The organism is Salininema proteolyticum, from assembly GCF_042685645.1.
GTDB classification, from domain to species: domain Bacteria; phylum Actinomycetota; class Actinomycetes; order Mycobacteriales; family Micromonosporaceae; genus Salininema; species Salininema proteolyticum.
This window is the reverse complement of record NZ_JBHUNX010000001.1, coordinates 390,867-410,148: the sequence shown is the minus strand read 5'-3', so window position 1 is coordinate 410,148 and position 19,282 is coordinate 390,867. Positions and strand designations below refer to the sequence as shown.

General features: G+C 67.7%; 19 protein-coding genes. 8 read left to right on the top strand and 11 right to left on the bottom strand.

Going from position 1 to position 19,282, the window contains the following annotated elements; all coding sequences use genetic code 11:
• Position 1 precedes the first annotated feature (1 nt).
• On the top strand, positions 2–781 hold the full coding sequence (locus ACFTE1_RS01855; protein ID WP_380620325.1) for a hypothetical protein: 780 nt from the start codon (positions 2–4) through the stop codon (positions 779–781).
• 232 nt (positions 782–1,013) lie between these two features.
• Here ACFTE1_RS01855 and ACFTE1_RS01850 read toward each other — a convergent pair whose 3' ends face one another.
• Complete coding sequence (locus tag ACFTE1_RS01850) at positions 1,014–1,772, bottom strand: SDR family oxidoreductase (RefSeq protein WP_380620324.1); 759 nt, start codon at positions 1,770–1,772, stop codon at positions 1,014–1,016.
• Between the two features lie 101 nt (positions 1,773–1,873).
• On the opposite strand from ACFTE1_RS01850, the gene ACFTE1_RS01845 reads away from it, so the two are divergent.
• A complete protein-coding gene (locus ACFTE1_RS01845) occupies positions 1,874–3,037 on the top strand; it encodes a helix-turn-helix transcriptional regulator (RefSeq protein WP_380620321.1) in 1,164 nt (387 codons plus the stop codon).
• Here the strand turns inward: ACFTE1_RS01845 and ACFTE1_RS01840 are convergent.
• Both ACFTE1_RS01840 and ACFTE1_RS01835 read right to left on the bottom strand, forming a co-directional pair.
• A complete protein-coding gene (locus tag ACFTE1_RS01840; RefSeq protein WP_380620319.1) occupies positions 2,986–3,711 on the bottom strand; it encodes a sulfotransferase-like domain-containing protein in 726 nt (241 codons plus the stop codon). The genes ACFTE1_RS01845 and ACFTE1_RS01840 overlap by 52 nt on opposite strands.
• 117 nt (positions 3,712–3,828) lie before the next feature.
• Positions 3,829–4,779: a hypothetical protein gene (locus tag ACFTE1_RS01835; protein ID WP_380620317.1), complete on the bottom strand. Its 951-nt coding sequence runs from the start codon at positions 4,777–4,779 to the stop codon at positions 3,829–3,831.
• Positions 4,780–4,923: 144 nt separating this feature from the next.
• Here ACFTE1_RS01835 and ACFTE1_RS01830 point away from each other — a divergent pair, with 144 nt between their 5' ends.
• A complete protein-coding gene (locus ACFTE1_RS01830; protein ID WP_380620315.1) occupies positions 4,924–5,553 on the top strand; it encodes a MerR family transcriptional regulator in 630 nt (209 codons plus the stop codon).
• 80 nt (positions 5,554–5,633) lie between these two features.
• Positions 5,634–6,551, top strand: coding sequence for a hypothetical protein (locus ACFTE1_RS01825; protein WP_380620313.1), 918 nt, complete (start codon positions 5,634–5,636; stop codon positions 6,549–6,551).
• Positions 6,552–6,795: 244 nt separating this feature from the next.
• Here the strand turns inward: ACFTE1_RS01825 and ACFTE1_RS01820 are convergent, their stop codons facing one another.
• Entirely contained in the window at positions 6,796–7,137 is a 342-nt protein-coding gene (locus tag ACFTE1_RS01820) for a hypothetical protein (RefSeq protein ID WP_380620310.1), read from the bottom strand.
• A gap of 396 nt (positions 7,138–7,533) precedes the next feature.
• Between ACFTE1_RS01820 and ACFTE1_RS01815 the strand changes: the two genes are divergently transcribed.
• The gene (locus ACFTE1_RS01815) at positions 7,534–10,359 is read left to right on the top strand and encodes an alpha-L-arabinofuranosidase C-terminal domain-containing protein (protein WP_380620307.1); all 2,826 of its coding nucleotides are present in this window, start codon (positions 7,534–7,536) and stop codon (positions 10,357–10,359) included.
• Between the two features lie 100 nt (positions 10,360–10,459).
• On the opposite strand, the gene ACFTE1_RS01810 is transcribed toward ACFTE1_RS01815, so the two are convergent.
• The 4 genes from ACFTE1_RS01810 to ACFTE1_RS01795 all read right to left on the bottom strand — a co-directional run bounded on the left by ACFTE1_RS01810 (position 10,460) and on the right by ACFTE1_RS01795 (position 12,758).
• Positions 10,460–10,867, bottom strand: coding sequence for an arsenate reductase ArsC (locus ACFTE1_RS01810; protein WP_380620304.1), 408 nt, complete (start codon positions 10,865–10,867; stop codon positions 10,460–10,462).
• Positions 10,868–10,877: 10 nt separating this feature from the next.
• Entirely contained in the window at positions 10,878–11,987 is a 1,110-nt protein-coding gene (gene arsB / locus ACFTE1_RS01805; RefSeq protein WP_380620301.1) for an ACR3 family arsenite efflux transporter, read from the bottom strand.
• Positions 11,984–12,349 (bottom strand): ArsR/SmtB family transcription factor, encoded by a 366-nt coding sequence (locus ACFTE1_RS01800; protein ID WP_380620299.1) that lies wholly within the window; start codon positions 12,347–12,349, stop codon positions 11,984–11,986. Before ACFTE1_RS01800 ends, arsB begins: the two co-directional genes overlap by 4 nt.
• A 73-nt stretch (positions 12,350–12,422) precedes the next feature.
• Positions 12,423–12,758, bottom strand: a complete 336-nt coding sequence (locus tag ACFTE1_RS01795; protein ID WP_380620297.1) for an ArsR/SmtB family transcription factor — start codon at positions 12,756–12,758, stop codon at positions 12,423–12,425.
• A gap of 89 nt (positions 12,759–12,847) precedes the next feature.
• Between ACFTE1_RS01795 and ACFTE1_RS01790 the strand changes: the two genes are divergently transcribed.
• A complete protein-coding gene (locus ACFTE1_RS01790; protein ID WP_380620295.1) occupies positions 12,848–14,305 on the top strand; it encodes an NAD(P)-binding domain-containing protein in 1,458 nt (485 codons plus the stop codon).
• Positions 14,306–14,437: 132 nt separating this feature from the next.
• Here the strand turns inward: ACFTE1_RS01790 and ACFTE1_RS01785 are convergent, their stop codons facing one another.
• Positions 14,438–14,905 carry a hypothetical protein gene (locus ACFTE1_RS01785; RefSeq protein WP_380762567.1) on the bottom strand — a complete coding sequence of 156 codons (468 nt, stop codon included), beginning with the start codon at positions 14,903–14,905 and terminating at the stop codon, positions 14,438–14,440.
• 61 nt (positions 14,906–14,966) lie between these two features.
• Positions 14,967–15,611: a hypothetical protein gene (locus tag ACFTE1_RS01780; RefSeq protein ID WP_380762564.1), complete on the bottom strand. Its 645-nt coding sequence runs from the start codon at positions 15,609–15,611 to the stop codon at positions 14,967–14,969.
• Positions 15,612–15,707: 96 nt separating this feature from the next.
• Here ACFTE1_RS01780 and ACFTE1_RS01775 point away from each other — a divergent pair, with 96 nt between their 5' ends.
• Together ACFTE1_RS01775 and ACFTE1_RS01770 are read left to right on the top strand one after the other, a co-directional pair.
• Entirely contained in the window at positions 15,708–16,508 is an 801-nt protein-coding gene (locus tag ACFTE1_RS01775) for a hypothetical protein (protein WP_380620290.1), read from the top strand.
• A gap of 313 nt (positions 16,509–16,821) precedes the next feature.
• Positions 16,822–17,658, top strand: coding sequence for a hypothetical protein (locus tag ACFTE1_RS01770; RefSeq protein WP_380620287.1), 837 nt, complete (start codon positions 16,822–16,824; stop codon positions 17,656–17,658).
• A 116-nt stretch (positions 17,659–17,774) separates the two neighbouring features.
• Here ACFTE1_RS01770 and ACFTE1_RS01765 read toward each other — a convergent pair whose 3' ends face one another.
• Entirely contained in the window at positions 17,775–19,172 is a 1,398-nt protein-coding gene (locus ACFTE1_RS01765) for a mycothione reductase (protein WP_380620285.1), read from the bottom strand.
• Between the last annotated feature and the right edge of the window lie 110 nt (positions 19,173–19,282).

The window sequence follows — 19,282 nt, the reverse complement described above, 5'->3', positions numbered from 1 at the left end:
CATGAACGGAGAACCTGAAATTCACGAATTCAGGCCAGGGCTCGTTTCCGGGAACGGTTCTGTCGACAGTGGCCCGATCTTTGCCGCAGTGTACGGAACCCTCACAGGCGGGAGCGCTCTTTCCGACCCCGACCCGTACGCATTGTTCCGGGATCGATCTGAGGCGATGGGCTGGTTGACCGAAGAGCGCGATGGGGGTCTGTGGGGTATGAACGACGCTGGCCGCGGTGAGACCGGATCTGGAATGGCCGCCTGGTTCCAGGTCGGCGTCGACGGTTCGAACGTTGAGCGTACGTCGGTTCCGATCGAGCCGCTCTTGGCGTGCGCCGCCGACGTCGTGTCCTGGATGGGCGACCTTGACCTTGACGCTGTGCAGGTCCTCGTCCCGACCGGCCTGGCCAACGGGAAGGTTCTGGCATCGCGGAGGACGCCGTTCGCATTCGACGAGATCGACGTTGTCGACAGGGACCGGATGCGCGCGACGGTGGACGGCGGTCAAGCGGTCGACCTGTCCGAACGCGGCGAAGCGATTGCCGACCGGCTGAGTGATCAGAATGTGTTCACTGCGATCGCGACAGGAGCTGAGGCGTCAAGTCGGGCTCGAACACTGCCGTTCGACGATTCCTTCTGGGTAGGGCCTCCCCATCGGCCGGCCGTACTCGATGGAACCCTCCCGGAATGGTCCCTGGCCATCGTCGGCTGGCTGGCAGCGATCATCACTGACAGTGTCGCCGATTGCGGTGTGAACACCCCCATCGTAGTGACGGTAGAACGACGCTGATCGGCATTCGGAAGAACGTTGGAGGAGAACCAGAGTCGAAAGGCGTCGTTCGCAGCAGAAATCGGCGACGGCTCGGTCGAAGGCATCGGCGTCCATTCTGGCGAACTGCAACAGCGGGCTTAACAGCTCGGGGGCCAGGGCTTCGCCCTGGCCCCCGGGTTCGTCACCCGGTAGCGCTTGCCCATTCCCATGCGGAGCCTGTGTTCTCGAATGAACTTCCCTCACTCAACGTTCACCAAGGAACTGCGCCGTCGGAATCGAGGAACTCGATGGTCCCGTCATGTCGGAATGCTCCCGTGGGGCCGTCCGGACCGATGAGCGCCATCTCCACCAGCACCGCCGCCCCTTGTTCGACGGTGCGCCAGCCTTGGTGTCCGTTGATGTCCGTCGCGGTGTACCCGGGAGTGACGGCGTTGACCTTGATCGAGGAGTCCCTGAACTCCTTGGCGTAGGAAACGGTCAGGGCATTGAGCGCCGACTTCGACGCCCCATAGGCTCCCGGTTGGAGCGCGGGGATCGGTTCGGGCGTGTCCGTGCGGAGCATGGTGGCGATGGAGCCGACCTCGCTTGAGACCATGACGATCCGGCCGGCCTCTGAACGGCGGATCAAAGGCAGGAAGGCGTTGGTCACGGAGACGACCCCGAGCACGTTGGTCTCGAAGACCTGGCGCGCCGTGGCGACGGTCAGCGAGCTGGTGTTCCCGTCGCCGTCGCCCATTGCGATGCCCGCGTTGTTGACGAGGATGTCGAGGCGGCCGTGTGCGGACTCGACGCGCCTTGCGGCGGCGGCTACGGAGTCCTCGTCGGTGACGTCGAGCGGCACGTGGGAGGCGTCGATACCCTCGTCGCAGAGGGAGGCGGCCGCCTTCTCCCCGCGTTCGGCCGACCGTGCCCCGACGAGGACGGTGACACCGCGCCGCCCGAGCTGCGCTGCGGTTTCGTATCCGAGGCCCTTGTTGGCTCCGGTGATGAGTGCGATCTTCTCTGTCATGCCCCGATCGTGCGCCGGTTTCGGCGAACCGTACAGAGCCCTTCTTATGGTGGTACCGGTAGTACCTGTGCGAGCGTTGCGATCACGGGCATACTGGGGTGATGGACCGCAAGCAGCTCGCCGATTTCCTGCGCGTGAGGCGCGCGGCGCTCCAGCCCGCCGACGTGTCCCTGCCGGAGGGGTCGAGGCGCCGGACGCCCGGTCTCCGCCGGCAGGAGGTCGCCCAGTTGGCGGGCATCTCGATCGAGTACTACATCCGCCTCGAACAGGCCCGGAGCCCACAGCCGTCCCGGCAGGTCCTGGGGGCGCTGGCCCGCACGCTCATGCTCGACAGGTACCAGCGCACGCACCTGTTCCACCTGGCCGGGGCGGCGCCTGATCCGACACCGGCGGGCCGCGAGGTGCCGCCGGTGATCCGCAACCTCTTGGACGGCCTGGACGACTTCCCCGCCTACGTAGTCAACGCGGCCTACGACATGCTCGCCTGGAACGGCCTGGCCGACCGCTTCATGGGCGGTCTATCCGAGCGGGCTCCGGAGGACCGGAACGTGCTGCGGCACAACTTCACGGGTCCGGGTGCGGCCGGACGGCTGGCCGACCCGCAGGCCGCCGCCTTCGCCCGCGACTGCGTCGCGGACGTCAGGGCCTCCCTGGCCCGGAACCCCGGCGACACCGAGTTGCGGGACCTGGTCGACGACCTGCTACGGACCAGTCCGGAGTTCGGCCGCATGTGGGCCGACCACGACGTGTGGGTGCGAGGTGTGAGGGTGAAGCGGGTGGTCCACCCGCGACTCGGACCGCTCGAGTTCGCCTGCCAGGTGCTGGAGGTGACGGGCGAGGGGCTGCGTCTGATCATGTACGTCCCGGAACCGGGTTCGGCCACCGCCGAAGCGATGTCCCGCTTGGCGGGAGAGACGGAAAAGCCCGCGGCCCCTTCGGGGACGGCCTGCACCGGAGGGCGTCGCGATCCCCTGGCCGGTGAGCCGATCGCGCCGGAATGCCGGCCCTCGAGTCACCGGTCTTTACCGGCCGCTCCCCCGACCACTTGTCGTTGCGGCGCCACCCCGATGCCTCGCCCGAGTCCGACAGGGAGCCGTTCGCCCAGCGCCGAACGAATCGTGGTCAGGCGAGGAGGCGCGTCCCGGAACGCGGGTGACGCGCTTACCGGTCGACCGGGCCTCCTGGAAGTTCCGCACCGACATCCTGCGGTCCTTCACAAGTCCCCTCGTAAAACGACCAAACGTCTCCGGCGGAGCTCTTCGTAGAAGGGCAGATGGTACTCGAGACAGGTCTCGAACATCGGGTGCCGCTCGGTCTCTCGACTGCGGCTCCACTGACTCGCGTTCCATCCTGAACTGGCGGCCGCCTCGGCGTGCCAGCGCCTCATCGGCCGCCATTCCGGTCGATCGGACGGCTGCCAGGTCAAAGCCCGCGGCCGGAATTCGATGCCGACATGCGCGCAGTACGCTTCGACCATCTCAACGGGCCGGCCCGTCAGTTCGTCGGCGTCCATGACCACGGGTTCACGACCGGTCAGACTTCTGACCTCCTGGTACAACTCGTACTGCGCCTCGAATCCGATCTCGTGCAACGAGGCCTCCGGCCTGATGGCCAGGTAGGAGGCGATGGTGTCCCTCGGATGCCGGATCAAGAAGGTGTGCTGCGCGTCCTCGGCCAGGAAGGACCGGTCGGCGAGGACCTCGGGGTACCGCCTGTCCGTGGTCTCCTTGACGAAGACCGGCCCCTCCGCGGCCAGCGCGCGAAGTTCGGCCAGGACGGCCGACACGGTGTCCGTCGACTTACCGCCGATCTCGGTACGGCCGAATGACGCGAGGTAGGAGAACGGTTCGTGGACGGTGGTGAAATCGCCCCGTTCGATCATCATCCGGAAGAACGCAGTCGAGCGGCTGCGCGGCACGCCCCAGAGCATCAGCAGCATCGTTCGCAGTCTACAAGCACATATGAACCCATCGAGCGAAGCAGAGCGATCGCGTACCGGTCCCCGGAGACTCGGCCCCGAAACGAGACGGTCCGCCGGCCCACTGCCGCAGGCGGGTCATCCGGGAACCTTTTCTGGAGTCTCCGTCTTCTCTGCCGATGCCGGACGAGGAGCCGCCGCGACGACGACCATTGCCATAACGACGGTGAGGGCCGCCAGGGCACCCACCGCGATGAGCGTCGGAGCGGTCGGGTAGATCAAGGGCTCGCCTCGGAGCGCCTGCCACAGCACCAATCCCGTCAACCCCGCGTAGGCCGCCGCGGCGACGAAGACCGCCCGCATGCGGGTCGCTTCATCCGCGAGCCTCGGCCGTCTCCGCGCGAGCAACACCAGCCCGATGGCGAAGAGCGGCAAGAACTGCAGGGCGTGCATACCGACGAAGTGCGCGATGCGCAGATCGCCGCCGGTCGTGCTCCACCCCAGGATCGGCAGCCCCGGTCCGCCGTCGACCACACCGACGGAGTGCGCTCCCACGAAATCCTCCGCGTTCGATTGCCGCTGCTCGGGAGTGGGCACCGGCATGAGCGCTCCGAGTCCCAGTCCTACGAGCCCGATCGCCATCGCCAGGCGGATCGACCAGGTGAGGGCCCGATCGCCGATCGGGTGGCGCCACAGGAGGACTCCGATCATGAAGGTCGCCGCCCACAACACCATGATCGTGAAGGCCATGGTGTTCCAGACGAAGGCGTCGAAGGGCGTGGACTGGTTGAAGTGGCTGGTCGTGCCGCGCAGCATCTGTCCGAGAATGGCGACCTGCTCTACGACGAGTGCAGCGGCGATGACGGTCCCGGTCCACCAGGCGGTCCGCTTCCACGCGGACAGGCGGGAGTAGAGCACGGCCATCGTCGCGCAGTAGACCGCGATCGACACCGAGAACTTGAACGGCTTGGCCCAGGCGGGGGCTCCGTTGATGACGCGGCCGTCGAAGACCAGCCCGGCGACCGACGCCAAGGCGCACAGGAGCATCACGGCGGCGACGGCCATGAGGGGACGGTGTAGGTTCGCCATTCGAAGTAGATAGTTGCGCTTTCTAGTATCCATAGCTTCACTATCCACTCTTGAACCGGAGGTGTCAATGAAAAACGAGTGGAGATTGGAAAGTTCCGCTATCCATCGTGAGGTAGGGTTGTCCCCGACGCCGAAAGGAGCGCCATGCGCATCGCCGAACTGAGCCGGACCTCGGGCGTGCCCGTGCCCAGCATCAAGTACTACCTGCGCGCCGGACTGCTGCCGCCGGGCGAGCGCACCGCCCGCAACCAGGCCGACTACCGGCAGTCGCACGTGGACCGGCTGCGACTGGTGCGCGCCCTGGTCGAGGTCGGCGGTCTGTCGATCGCCGCCGTCGGAGAGGTCCTCCAGTCCCTGGACCGCCGTGGCGACCTCACCCGCAGCCAAGCCCTGGGCACGGCCCTGGAGGCCACACTGCCGACCGACACCGCCCCCGACGGCCCCTTGACGGACGCGGCGCGGCGGACGGTCGCCCGTCTCTCGGAGGAGAGGGGATGGACGATCGGCCTGGACACGCCGGTGGCGCAGAACCTGATCGCCCGCCTGGCGAGCCTCTTCCAGTTCTTCGGCGAGGACGCCGAGAGACTGGCCGACAAGTACGCGGACATAGTGGACGAGCTGGCGGAGTTCGAGGTGCGGTGGTCGGTCGAACCGGAGGACACGGACACGGCCGTGGAGCGGGCCGTGGTCGGCACGTTCATCGGCGGCGCGGCCTTCGAGGCCATGCGGAGGCTCGGCCACGCCGACTACGCGAGGAAGCACTTGGGACAGTAGGGTGTTGGACGCCTGGCTGTACTGTGGATCGGTCCGTTCGACGGACGTGACTGCCCCATGCGCCCAGAAGGAGATCCTCCGTGCCCCGTACCCGCTACAAACGCTGGCCCCTGATCCTGGCAATCGCGATAGGAGGGCCGTTCATCCTGTTCGGGCTCTTCATGGCCCTGTACATGACGTTCGCGACGAAGGAGGTCCTCGTCTACGAGGGCGAGGTGGTCGGCGCCTACGAGGTCTGCGAGAACGAGGGAACCCCCGAGGCGGTCAGCTGCCGCCATGTCGCCACCGAGGAGGAGAGGCCCGTCGAGCGCGACTTCCGTCCGTCCATCGGCCTGGTCGTCTTCGGCTCGCTCCCCATCGGTTACGTGCTGCTCATGCGCTGGCGCCACAGGCCCCGCGCTGTGAGCGCGGAGGAGGCGGCGAGGCTCCAGCCCGGTCATGTTCCCCAGCAGAGCGCCTGGAAGGACGCCAAGAGCAAGGTCGTCGTGCCCCGGCCCCGGATCATCGGGCACGTGGTGCGCGTCGGGTTCTTCACCTTCTTGGCCTTCGGCGGCGTGGCCATGGCGATGGCGTCGACGCCGGGTGAGCGGGAGAGCTACGTCTGGGGCGGGAAGGTCGTCAAGGGCAATGACCGGTGTGTGGACCTCTACGGCGGGACCGGGACCAACATGTGCCGCGATGTCGCCGAGAAACAGACCGTCCAGTACGACCTGGAACCCGTTCCGTTCGTCCTCGGCGTGCTCCTTGCCGCCGGTGCGCTGTGCATGCTGGCGTGGAGCGTGCACCGGATGCGAAAGGCCTACGGCCGGAGGGAGGGAACCGCCGACTCCGGCGACCCGTCGCACCCGTTCTACGACGCGGCGCCCGTACCGGTCGTCAACGGCGCGTATGGCTCCGGTGCGGCAGCGCCGGACGCCGAGAGTGGCCTGGAGACCGACACCGTAAGGGCCGTAACGGAAGAGAACGACACCTCCACCGCGGGGAAGAGCGCGCCCTGACGACGGGCGTCCGGCGCCAGGGTTCCGCGCCAGCGGGCGCAGGGGGTTCGGGCGGACGCCCGTCCTGGCGCCCCTAGAGAAGGTGACCACACCGAGCCCGCGTAGGAGGCTTGCGGGTCGGCAGGGAACAACGTGACGGCCCCCGGGCGCCTGAGGCGCTCGGGGGCCGTCGAAGTCTGTCGCGAGCGGGGTCTGCCCGGCTCCATCGGACCGGTGCCGTGGAGGTCGTGCCGGACCCCGGTCCTCATACGCGGATCCACAGCTCCCAGGGACCTCCGCGGTGCGCCTTGACGCAGTCGTAGTCGTAGACGTCGGGGTGGTTGTCCTGGATATAGCGGCCGACGTCGGCGCAGTGGCCCCAGCTGCGGAAGGTGTCCACATAGATCCAGCCGTGGTGGGACACGCTGATGTCGAGGTCGAGAATGTCGTCCAGATCGAGGTCGATGCCGATGTCGGTCCCGATTCCGATGTCGAGGTCGGTGGTGGCGTTGAAGTCGCCGGCGGTGTCGGCGGCGGCGGGGGCCGCCGCTCCGAGGGCCAGCGCGCAGGCGGCGAGAAGAGTCAGGAGCGCGTTGCGGATTTTCATGGAAACCTCCTAGTTCGTTCCTCCAGCACTGTAGTTCTCCCGTTGGGAGTCGCCGTCCCGAACGCGAAAGGATTCTTGTCGGCAATGCGACATCGCACCCGGCAGCGGGACTAGACGGGAGCGCCCCGGCCGAGTGATCGCCCTGTCCCGGCGGGGAAGAGAGGGACGACGTCGAGCGGTGTCCCGGGGGCCGGAAGGAATCCGGGTCTCTTATGGAGGCGTCGCCGGCCTCGGTCGCACGAGACGACTTGCCGCGTTCGACCTCCGACCCGGGTCCGGCCCAGACCGCCCCCGCATTCACGTGTGTTTATAAATGTTGATTTAAATTGAGTATTGACAGAGATGTTTCTCAGTTGTCATCATAATTACACACAAATGAACACTGGAGGAGAATCCATGAGACCATCACGGATCCCACGCGCGGGCGTCGCCTCGCTGGCAGCGGCCGCCATGGCGCTGGTCGGCCTCAGCCCGTCCGCCGGGGCCGACCCCATAGAATCCACAGAAACGAACACGAATGCCGACGCCCGGATCGACGTCGACCTCTCCGACTCCAAGTCCATCAGCGAGCGCCTCTACGGCCTGTTCTACGAGGACATCAACCACGCCGCCGACGGCGGCCTGTACGCCGAGCTGGTGCAGAACAGGTCCTTCGAGTTCAGCCCGGCCGACAACGCCTCGTACCACCCCCTGACCGCCTGGTCGGTCGACGGGGACGCCTCCGTCCAAGACCAGGGCGGCCTCAACGGCGCCAACCCCTCGTTCCTCCGCCTCGGCGCGGGCGGTTCTGCCTCCAACGCCGGCTACAACACCGGCATCGCCGTCGAGGCCGGACGGACCTACGACTTCTCCGTCTGGGCGCGGGCCGACCGCTCCGCCTCGCTGACCGTCGCGGTCACCGACGCCGGAGGAAACCCCGTCGCCGCGCCGGCCGAGGTCAGGGCCGTCAACGGCGACTGGCAGAAGTACGAGGTCGCCGTCGCCGCCGAGGAGACCACGGCGGACGGGCGCCTCACCGTCACCGCGAACGGGGCGGCCGACCTCGACGTGGTCTCCCTCTTCCCGCGCGACACCTTCATGGGCCGCGAGAACGGGCTCCGCTCCGACCTCGCCGGGATGATCGCCGACCTGGAGCCGTCCTTCCTGCGCTTCCCCGGCGGGTGCATCGTCAACACCGGCTCCTACGACCGGGACTCGCGCGAGCGGGCCTACAACTGGAAGGACACGGTCGGGCCGGTCGAGGAGCGGCTCGTCAACCACAACTTCTGGGGCTACAACCAGTCCTACGGCCTGGGCTACTACGAGTACTTCCAGTTCGCCGAGGACCTGGGCGCCGAGGCGATCCCGGTCGTCCCGGTGGGCGTCACCGGATGCGGCGACTCCCCGGAGATCACCGACCCCGACCAGCTGCAGACGTGGGTGGACGACACCCTCGACCTCATCGAGTTCGCCAACGGCCCGGCCGACTCCGAGTGGGGCTCGGTCCGCGCCGAGATGGGGCACCCCGAGCCGTTCGGCATGGAGTACATAGGCCTGGGCAACGAGGAGTACAAGGAGCAGTTCTACGCCAACTACCCCGCCTTCCACGACGCCGTGCGCGAGGCGCACCCGGAGATTCGGATCATCGCCAACTCCGGAACCGACGACGAGGGCGCGGTCTTCGACCGCAGCTGGGAGTTCGCGCGCGAACAGGGCGCGGACCTGGTCGACGAGCACTACTACAACTCGCCGGAGTGGTTCCTGTCCAACAACGACCGCTACGACGACTACGACCGCGAGGGCCCGCACGTCTTCATCGGCGAGTACGCCTCGCAGTCCAACACGTGGCGGTCCGGCCTCGCGGAGGCCTCGTACCTGACCGGCGTGGAGCGCAACGGCGACGTCATCGACCTCGCCTCCTACGCCCCACTACTGTCCAATATCGACTACATCGACTGGACGCCGGACATGATCTGGTTCGACAACGACGAGGCGGTCGGCTCGGTCAACTACGAGGTGCAGAAGCTCTTCGCCGCCAACGCCGGCGACGAGGCGGCCGCCTCCACCCTCACCGCCGACGGCGGCACGGCCGCCCCGGACATCCGAGGCGGCGTCGGGCTCGGCACCTGGAACACCGCCGCGACGTACGACAACGTGAAGGTCACCGGCGCCGACGGCGCGACGCTCCTGGAGGACGACTTCACCGAGGGCGCCGACCAGTGGACGCCCACGGGCCCGGACGGGGAGCCCGTCGGCGACTGGTCCGTGGTCGACGGCGCCTACACGCAGTCGGCCATCGTGGAGAACGCCCGGTCCACCGCCGGGTCGGCCGACTGGTCGAACTACACCATCGAGCTCGACGCCACCAAGCAGAGCGGCGACGAGGGGTTCCTGGTCATGTTCGGCGTCGAGGGCTCCGACGACTTCTACTGGTGGAACCTGGGCGGCTGGGGCAACACGACCTCCGCCGTCGAGGTCGGCAGCGGCGGTTCGAAGTCCACGCTCGTCGAGCACGACACGACCGTGGAGGACGGCCGCACCTACCACCTCGAACTGCGGGTCGAGGGCCGGACGATCACCGGACTCGTCGACGGCGAGGAGGCCTTCTCCTTCGAACACGAACTGACCGTCGAGCCGCTCTACCAGGTGGTCACGCGGGACTCCGCGACCGGGGACGCCGTACTGAAGGTCGTCAACGCCCGCGACACCGCCATGACCACCGATGTGGAGCTGACCGGGGCCGACCTCGCCTCCACCGGTTCGGTGACGACGCTGGAGTGCGCCGAGTCCTGCGACAACGTCCTGGGCGAGGAGCCGGTCCTCCAACCGGTGGAGGAGACGAGCAGCGACCTCGGCAACTCCTTCTCCTATGAGTTCGCGCCCCACTCGGTGACGTTCATCCGCCTGCACGAGGAGGGCGCCGGAGGGGCCGCCGTGGAATGCTCGGTCGACTACGAGGTGGTCTCCCGGGACGGCAGGGACTTCACCGCCCACGTGACCATGGAGAACGAGTCCTCGGCGCCGATGCGGGACTGGGAGCTGACGTGGGATGCCAAGGGCGTCACCGGGGTCCGGGAGTCGTGGGGCGCCGACGTGTCCCGGGACGGGAAGACCCTGAAGGCCGTCTCCGAGGGACGCCACGCCTCGCTGGGCGGCGGCGAGTCGCTCCGCGTCGCGGTGTCCGGAACGGGGAATCCGGAGAAGGCCCGGGACTTCCGGGTCAACGGATCCCGATGCGCCTGACGGAAGGAGCCGTCGGCACGCCTCCGCTGCGATGAGATGAGGAGGCGAAGAAGGGGCCCGCCTACGGCGGGCCCCTTTCGTGCGTTCGGTAAGTACTCCCCTAGGCCGGTCCGAGCAGCTCGCCGATCAGCGCCTCCACGCGCGCCTTGATCTCGTCGCGGATGGGGCGGACGGCTTCGACGCCCTGGCCGGCCGGGTCGTCGAGCTTCCAGTCGAGATAGCGCTTGCCGGGGAAGACCGGGCAGGCGTCGCCGCAGCCCATGGTGACGCAGACGTCCGAGGCCTCGACCGCCTCGGTCGTGAGGATCTTGGGACTCTGGTCGGTGATGTCGATCCCGACCTCGGCCATGGCCTCGACGGCGGCGGGGTTGACCTCGTCGGCCGGAGCCGAACCCGCCGAGCGGACCTCGACGCGGTCCCCGGCGAGGTGGGCCAGCCACCCGGCGGCCATCTGGGAGCGTCCGGCGTTGTGGACGCAGACGAAGAGGACGGACGGTTTCTCGGACATGTTCTCTCCCTTATGCATCGGATCGGGTGGACGCCGCGGCGCCCGGGACGGCGGGCTCGCGGAAGAACTTCCGCGCCCACAGGCTCACGTAGACGAGCGCGACGAGGACGGGCACCTCGATGAGCGGGCCGACGACCCCGGCAAGCGCCTGGCCGGAGGTGACCCCGAACGTCGCGATCGCGACGGCGATGGCGAGTTCGAAGTTGTTGCCCGCGGCGGTGAACGCGAGGGTGGCGGTGCGGTCGTAGGGCAGGCCGATGGCACGGCCCAGCAGGAAGGTCCCGGCCCACATGATCGCGAAGTACGCCAGCAGCGGCAGGGCGATCCGGGCGACGTCGCCGGGGTTGGTCGTGATGGCCTCGCCCTGGAGGGCGAAGAGGACGACGATGGTGAACAGGAGCCCGTAGAGGGCGAAGGGCCCGATCTTGGGGAGGAAGCTCCCCTCGTACCACTCGCGGCCCTTGGCGCGCTCGCCGAGCTTGCGCGTCAGGTAGCCGGCGGCCAGCGGGATGCCGAGGAAGATCGCGGTGTTGACGGCGATGTCGAGTCCGGAGATGTCCAGGGCGGCGCCTTCGAGGCCCAGCCAGTCGGGCAGGGCCGAGAGGTAGAACCAGCCGAGGAATCCGAAGGCCACTACTTGGAAGACGGAGTTGAGGGCGATGAGGACGGTGGCGGCCTCGCGGTCGCCGCAGGCGAGGTCGTTCCAGATGATGACCATGGCGATGCAGCGGGCCAGGCCGACGATGATCAGCCCGGTGCGGAACTCGGGGAGGTCGGCCAGGAACGCCCAGGCGAGGGCGAACATGACGGCGGGGCCCACGAGCCAGTTGACGGCCAGCGAGGAGATCAGGAGCCTCTTGTCGCCGGTGACGGTGTCGAGCCGGTCGTAGCGGACCTTGGCCAGGACGGGGTACATCATGAGCAGGAGACCGGCGGCGATGGGCAGGGAGACCCCGCCGATCTCGACCGATTCGAGTGCCGCCTCGATGCCGGGGACCCAGCGTCCCAGGCCGAGCCCGGCGAGCATGGCCAGGCCGATCCAGACGGGCAGGTACTTGTCGAGGGTGGAGAGTTTTCCGCCGGTCTCGGTCGTCGGGGCGGCTTCGGCGGTCGCGCTCATGCGGCGGCCCCCTCGCGGACGGACAGGACGGTGGAGAGCAGGTCGAGGGTCTCGGCGGTGGCGGTGTAGTAGATCCAGGTGCCGCGCCGCTCGGAGGTGACCAGCCCGTGGTCCTTGAGGACTTTGAGGTGGTGGGAGATGGTCGGGGCCTTCAGGTCGAAGGAGCCGGTCAGGTCGCAGACGCAGACTCGGCCGCCTTCGTGGGAGGCGATGAGGGAGAGCAGTCGGAGCCGCACCGGATCGCCGAGGGCCTTGAAGGAGGGTGCCAGGCGTTCGGCCTGGGCGGGGTTCAGCGGTTCTCGCACCAGCGGGACCCGGCAGTCGGCCAGGTCCGCGGCGGCATCGGAGGCTTGATTAGACACCCGTCTAGTTTGGCGGGCCTCGAAGCGATCGACAAGGCAGGGTCATGCGACCTGGATCATGCGCGGAGGTGCCTCAGCACTCGCCGGGGGTGGCGATGCCGGCCAGGGTCTTGAGCGGGTCGGCGAATGGGGCGCAGCAGATGGAGTAGACGTTGGAGCGCCCTTGCGGCGTCACCTCGACCAGGCCCAGTTCGCGGAGGGGCTTGAGGTGGTGGCTGACGAGGGTCTGCGACAGGCCGGTCGCCTCGCTCAGCTCGCGGACCGTGCGGGATCTCTCGGTCAGCAGCAGGACGAGGCCGAGCCGGTTCTCGTCGGCCAGGGCCTTGAACTGCGGGGCGGTGTCCTTGGCTCGCTGGAGGATCGTCGCGTCGCTCGGAACCTCGGCCAGTGGGATCTCTCGGCGGGTCATGGCCCCATTATGACACAGGACTTGCTATCAACAGCATTTGCTGCTAATAATAGAGTTCATCAGATCAATCAGACCGCGAAGGAGCCCCCATGGGACACCTCACCACCAGCCCCGCCGCCTCGGCCGTCGTCATCGGCGCGGGCCCGGTCGGGCTTGCCGCCGCCTCCCACCTCGTCGAACGAGGCATCACCCCGATCGTGCTGGAGAAGGGCGACGGGCCCGCCGCGGCCGTCCGCGCCTGGGGCCACGTCCGCCTCTTCTCCCCCTGGAAGTTCGACATCGACACCGCCGCGCGCACCCTGCTCGACCGGCACGGCTGGAACGAGCCCGCACCCGACGCCCACCCCACCGGCGCCGAGCTCGCCGAGGAATACCTCGTGCCGCTGGCCGGACTGCCCGAAATCAAGGAACACCTCCACTACGGGGCCGAGGTCGTCGCGGTGACCCGCCAGGGCCTCGACAAGACCCGGACCCTCCGGCGCGAAAACGCCCCCTACCTGGTGCGGGCGCGCGTCGAGGGCCGCTACGAGGACTTCACCGCCGACGCAGTCATCGACGCCTCGGGAAACTGGGGGCACTCCAACCCACTGGGGACCGGAGGACTGGCCGTCCCCGGCGAAGAAACCGCCGCCGATCACCTGGTCGGCCCGCTGCCCGACGTGACGGGCGCCGACCGCGAGCGCTACGCCGGCAGGCACACCCTCGTCGTCGGCGCCGGACACTCGGCCGCCAACACGCTCCTCTCCCTGGTCGAACTCGCCCAGACCGCGCCCGGGACGGAGGTCTCCTGGGCCATCCGATCCTCCAACGCCGCGCGGGTGTACGGGGGCGGCGAGGACGACGCCCTGCCCGAGCGCGGGCGCCTCGGCACCCGCCTGAAGGAGGCCGTAGAGTCGGGGAAGGTCAAGCTGCACAAGAGGTTCCGCATCTCGACGCTCGCCGGGGACGACGGGGGCGTCCGCGTCGAAGCGACGTCCCTGGGCAAGCCTGTCGAGCTCCGCGTCGACTGGATCGCCGCGGCGACCGGGTTCCGGCCCGACCTGGACCTGCTTAGAGAGGTCCGCCTGAGCCTGGACCCGGCGGTAGAGGCGCCGGAGAAGCTGGGGCCGCTCATCGACCCGAACTTCCACTCCTGCGGAACCGTTCCGCCCCACGGCGAGCGCGAGCTGGCGCACCCCGACGAGAACCTCTACATCGCGGGGATGAAGTCCTACGGCCGGGCGCCCACGTTCCTCCTGGCCACGGGGTACGAGCAGGTCCGTTCCATCGCGGCGGCCCTGGCCGGCGACCGCGAGTCGGCCGACTCGGTGGAGTTGGAGCTGCCGGAGACCGGCGTCTGTTCTTCGGGGCTGCTGGAGGGGTCCGATGAAGGCGTGTCGGGCGACTGCGGCAGTTCCTGCGACACGAGCGGAGGCGAGTCGGCCACGCGTGAAGACGGGCCGGTCGCGCGCGGCCTCTCCACTGGTGTCCTGCACGGTCGCTCGGGCGATGATGTGCGCGAGCCGGTGGCCGTCATAGAGGAGAAGGGCGGCGGCTGCTGCGGTTGAGGCCGTAAAAAGTCAATGTCGCGGTGAATCGGGCAGAGTCCTTATGCGAGCTCCTCCCGATTCACCGTTCTGTCCCTCCTGGAGACTCGACCGGGCCGACTCACAAGCCGATCGGGGCGGTATGACGGGCCGTCACGACTCCTCGGGACGGCAGACGGTGGTTCCCGAAACGGAGCCCCGTTCGACCAAGTCGTCTTCGGACAGACGGAGGTCGTCTCCCTCCAGGGCGCTCAGCGGGATCGTGTACTTGCTGAAGTCCATGGTGCAGAGGAACTTCCAGCGCTCGCCCGACGGCGGCGAGGGCTTATGGGCCTTGTCGGTCCCGAAGCTGAATCGGACCTCTCCGGGGTCCGCGTTGGAGAGCAGGACGTTCTCCCCCACCACTTCGGTTCGCACCTCCGGGTAGCGGGCGACCTCCCATTCCGGGTCCGGCCAGCCGAAGAGGTCGTGCTCTCCGAATTCGGTGCCGCTGCCCAGTTCGATCGAGAACGGGCAAGTGGGGTCCTCCTCCGTCTTCCCGCTCATCTTCTCTTCGCAGGAATCGACCAGGTCCCGGACGACGGCGTCCACGGCGTCCAGCGCGGCCTTGCTCAAGTCCATATCGTCGGTACTCCAATCCACGTTGAAGGCACTGGTCTCCCCTGGATTCTCGGTCGCGCTGTCACGGTCTCCGATGAGCACCTCCTGCCCGTGCGGCTCTGCGGCGACGGGGAAACGGACGTCCTCCACCGTGAACTCTCCGGGAAAAAACGACCAATGTGGTGTCCGAGTCGGTGACGAACTCGCTCAACCGCACTCCATTGACCTCGACGGCTTGCGCCGCCTCGACGCTCACCGGCACCGGCTGCAGGAGTTCGGAGACCGTCCACTCTCCGCTCTCGGGATCGCTGGAGACGTCGAAGCCGATGGCGAACCCGACTCCGCTCTCGCCTTTCACTCGGGCCATGACACTGCCGGAGTAGGAGGTGCCGTCCTGAGTGTCGGTCTCGCTGGACCGGACGACGCCGACCCGCTCCACCTCCCACAGGCCGGCGGAGTGCTCGATGAAGTCGAGCGATCCCGACTCCAGATCGGTCGAGTCCCCCATGGCCTCCAGCGCCCTCTCGTGGTCGCCGTCGGCGACTGCGGCGAGGAGCTTCTCGGCGTAGGCTATGGCCTTGTCGTCGCTGTTCGGCGCGTAGAACTGCTTCCACAGATGGAATCCGGCGGCGGACACCAGGAGAAGCAGCGCCAGCGCTGCCGCGATCAAAGGCGTCGCGGACCTGGCTTCGCCGGTCAGGGGAGCCCCGCGAAACGGGTCGGGCATGTCAGTGTCCGAACGGGACAAAATCTACCTCCGGGGGATTGGGCGGCGGTGAGTATCGTGTACCCAGTTCGCATTCTAGACCGAGGTGTCCAACTCATGCTGTGGAGAAAGCTGCTCTCGATCCCCCGGGGCATCCTGATCCTGTCGACCATTCTGCTCGCGGCCGCGGCGCTGGCCGTGGCGGTGTTGCCGGTCCCCCAGACCTCTACTCTCAGCGCCGGAGGGGATTTCGTCGACTCCCCCGAGCCTTCGCCGGAGGAGTCGGAGGATCCGCCGCCCGACCCGAACGGCGAGGTCAGAATGGCCGAGTCGGGTCTGACAGAGGACGACATCGGGTACCGCACCGGAGTGATCCTGGAGAACACCGATCCCGACCAAGCGGCGATCGTCTCGGCGAGGGTCGTCTACCGGGATGCCGAGGGCGAGGAGGTCCTCTCCCACAACGGGGAGCAGTTCGCCGCCGACCATGTGACGATCGCGCCCGAGAGCAGGGCTGTCCTGCCCGGGCTCTGGAGCCGGGACACTTTTGAGGAGGGGAGGAGGGTCGCGTCGTTGGACGTCGAGTTCGAAGAGGTGACCTGGGATGCCGTTCCTTCAGCGCGCACGGTGGACGCGGCGGGCGGCGAGTATGAGGTGTCGGAGTGCATCCGTGCCGGCAAGCTGAGTGCGCAGTGCCGGATCGACGTGGACGGAACCACGATGGCGCACTCGTTCGCGGGGTCCCTGGTCTGGCGAGACGACGAGGGGACGATGCAAGGCGCCGCCGCAATCGACGTCCTGTCCCGCACCACGGTCGCCGCCGCTCCCGCCCATTTCTACACCGATGTCGAGACCAATGCCTTCGCCCCGCAGTTCCTCGATGCCGCGTCCTGGGAGTTCATTCCGTCCGTCCGTTGACGGGATCCCCGTGGACCGACCGCGAGCACAGGTCGATCGCAGCGGGCCGCCAGTTCTCTGTCCACATCGGATTCTCAGACGTATCCGTTGAGTGACACTGCGAGCGCGCTCTTCAGCAGCCTCCACCCGTTCCCCGACACCGCACACCTGACCATTCACGAGAATTCCTCCCGTTTCCCAGCCGTGGGCAAGCCTCTCTGGCGCGTCGGAATCCGGATAGTTCTTCTGCCGCAATCTTCCCTGACAGATCCCTCCACGGTGTCACGATGAAGCCGCAACACGCACGAGCCCTTCTGAGATAGAAAGATCCTTCGTGAAGCAGTCACTTCAACTCGCCTGGCGCGTCGCCGTCCCCGCCATCGCAACAATCGCCGCGGCCCTCACCCTGCCTCCGTCGGTCGCCCAGGCCGATGACGGTGAGAACTGCACGGTCAACGGCGAACCCGCCAAGGGCCCCGAGGATGTCATCGGCACCGACGGGCCGGACACCATCGTCTGTGAAAACCTGAAGTACCGGAAGATCGACGCCAAAGGCGGGAACGACTCGATCACCATCAAGGACGAACTGGTGATCATGCCGGCCGGTGAGCAGACCGGCATTCATGGAGGGAACGGGACCGACACCATCAAAGTGAAGAGCATGCTGTCGTTCTCAACGGCCGAACCCGCTGAAGATCCCTTCATCAGCGGCGGAGACGACTCTGACCGCATTCACGTCGATTCGATTCGCGAAGGAACTGTCGGCGGCGATGACGGCGACGACGAGATCACCATCGCCAGAGCATCGCGGTTCCGTGTCGTCGAGAGAGCTCCCCAGGTATACGGGCATTCCGGCTCCGACACCATTCGTGTCGACAAGTCCACGGCCGTTGGAATGCTCGTCTCCGGCGGCACGGGGTCGGACGATATCACCGTCGAAGACATGTCGTCCGGCGACAGGATTCAAGGCGATGAGGGGAACGACTCGTTCAAGGCGGATATCGTCTCATTCGGAGGACGGATCGATGGCGGAAGCGGCGACGACCATATCCACGGATTCTCCTTTGGAAAGGTGATCGTCGTGCCGCAAGGGGTCGTCGACGGCAACGAAGGCTCCGACACCTGTGAAACCCTCCACCTGGGTGGAGAGATCCACTCCTGCGAGAAGTAGTTCCACTGCTCTTGACGGGAGTCTGGACGACTCGGGAACCCGCGCCGGTCATAGGCGCCGAACGGCAAAGGCGAACCGCACCCGGACGGGAGCGGTTCGCCCGCCCAGGCAACGGCTCAGTCCTTGCAGACCTTGAGCAGGGCGTTCTCCACGACCTCCGCCAGCGCCGGGTGGATCCAGTACTGCCCCCGCGCCATGGTCGGCACATCCGTGCCCACCGCCATGGCCTGGATCAGCGGCTGAATCAGGTTCGAGGCCTGAGGCCCCATGATGTGCGCCCCGAGGATCTGGCGGGTCTGCCGGTGGGCCAGGATCTTGGCGAACCCGGTGGTGTCCTCCATCGCCCAGCCGTAGGCCACGTCCGCGTACTCGTGGACCGCGCTCACGTACTCCACTCCGTCGGCCTCGGCCCGCTGCTCGGTCATGCCGACTGAAGCGATCTGCGGATGGGAGAAGACCGCGTGGGGCACGGCCTCTCCCATGGTCTTGATGAGCGACTCGGGATTGAGCAGATTGTGCCGCACGACCCGGGCGTCGCCGTTGGCCACGTGCTTGAGCTGGTAGGGCGAGCTGACGTCGCCCAGCGCCCAGACGCCCTCGACGCTCGTGCGCTGGTACTCGTCGACCTCGATGAGCCCGTCGGCGTCGGTGGCCAGTCCTCCGGCCTCGGCGGATACGACGTCGGAGTTCGGCCGCCGCCCGGTGGCGACGAGCAGGAGGTCGGTCGCGATCTCCTCGGGCCCGTCCGGTCCTTCCGCCGACAGCGTGATCTCGCCGTTCCGCCGGGCGACCTTGCGGAGGGTCCGCTTCGGCCGGTAGTCCCAGCGCTCGGCGGCAAGCTCGGTGAAGCGGCGCGAGACGTCCCTGTCCTCGACGCGCAGCATCCGGTCCGATCGGCCGACGATGGTGACCTCGACTCCGAAGGCGGAGAAGACGTGCGCCATCTCGGCGGCGACGAATCCGGTCCCGAGGACGACCATGCGGCGGGGAAGTTCGTCGATGCGCATGACGGAGTCGGAGGTGTGGTAGGGGACGTCCTCCAGTCCGGGGACGGGCGGCAGGGTCGGACGCGATCCGGCGGCCACGACGATCTGCTCGGCGGTGATCTCCTCGCGGCCGTCCTGACCGTCCACTTCGATCACCTTGGGAGCGGTGAAGCGGCCCGTGCCGTCGTAGAGGGTGGCGTTGGAGCGCCCGTGGGCGCGGTACTCCTTGCCGCCGTCCGCGATCGGGTCGGTGCGGCCGAAGACGCGGTCGCGGACCGCCGGCCAGTCGACCCCGTTGAGGGCCAGGTCGACGCCGAGACGCTCGGCCTCGGCCGGGGTGACGGCGACGTCGGCGGCGTAGACGAGCATCTTGGTGGGGATGCACCCGACGTTGAGGCAGGTGCCCCCGTACTTGGACAGGGAGCCGACACCTCTGTCCACTATGGCTACATTCCAGTCGGCGAAGGACTTGTCCACTATGGTGTTCCCTGAACCGGAGCCTATGACGATGAGGTCGAAATGACGCATTCCCTCATCCTATCGGTGGAAACGCGACAGCGGTGTGTGAAAAACGCCCCCTCGACGAGGGCGGCCGTGGGGCCCGGAAGACGATCGCCCCCTGACTCCACGGCCGCCCC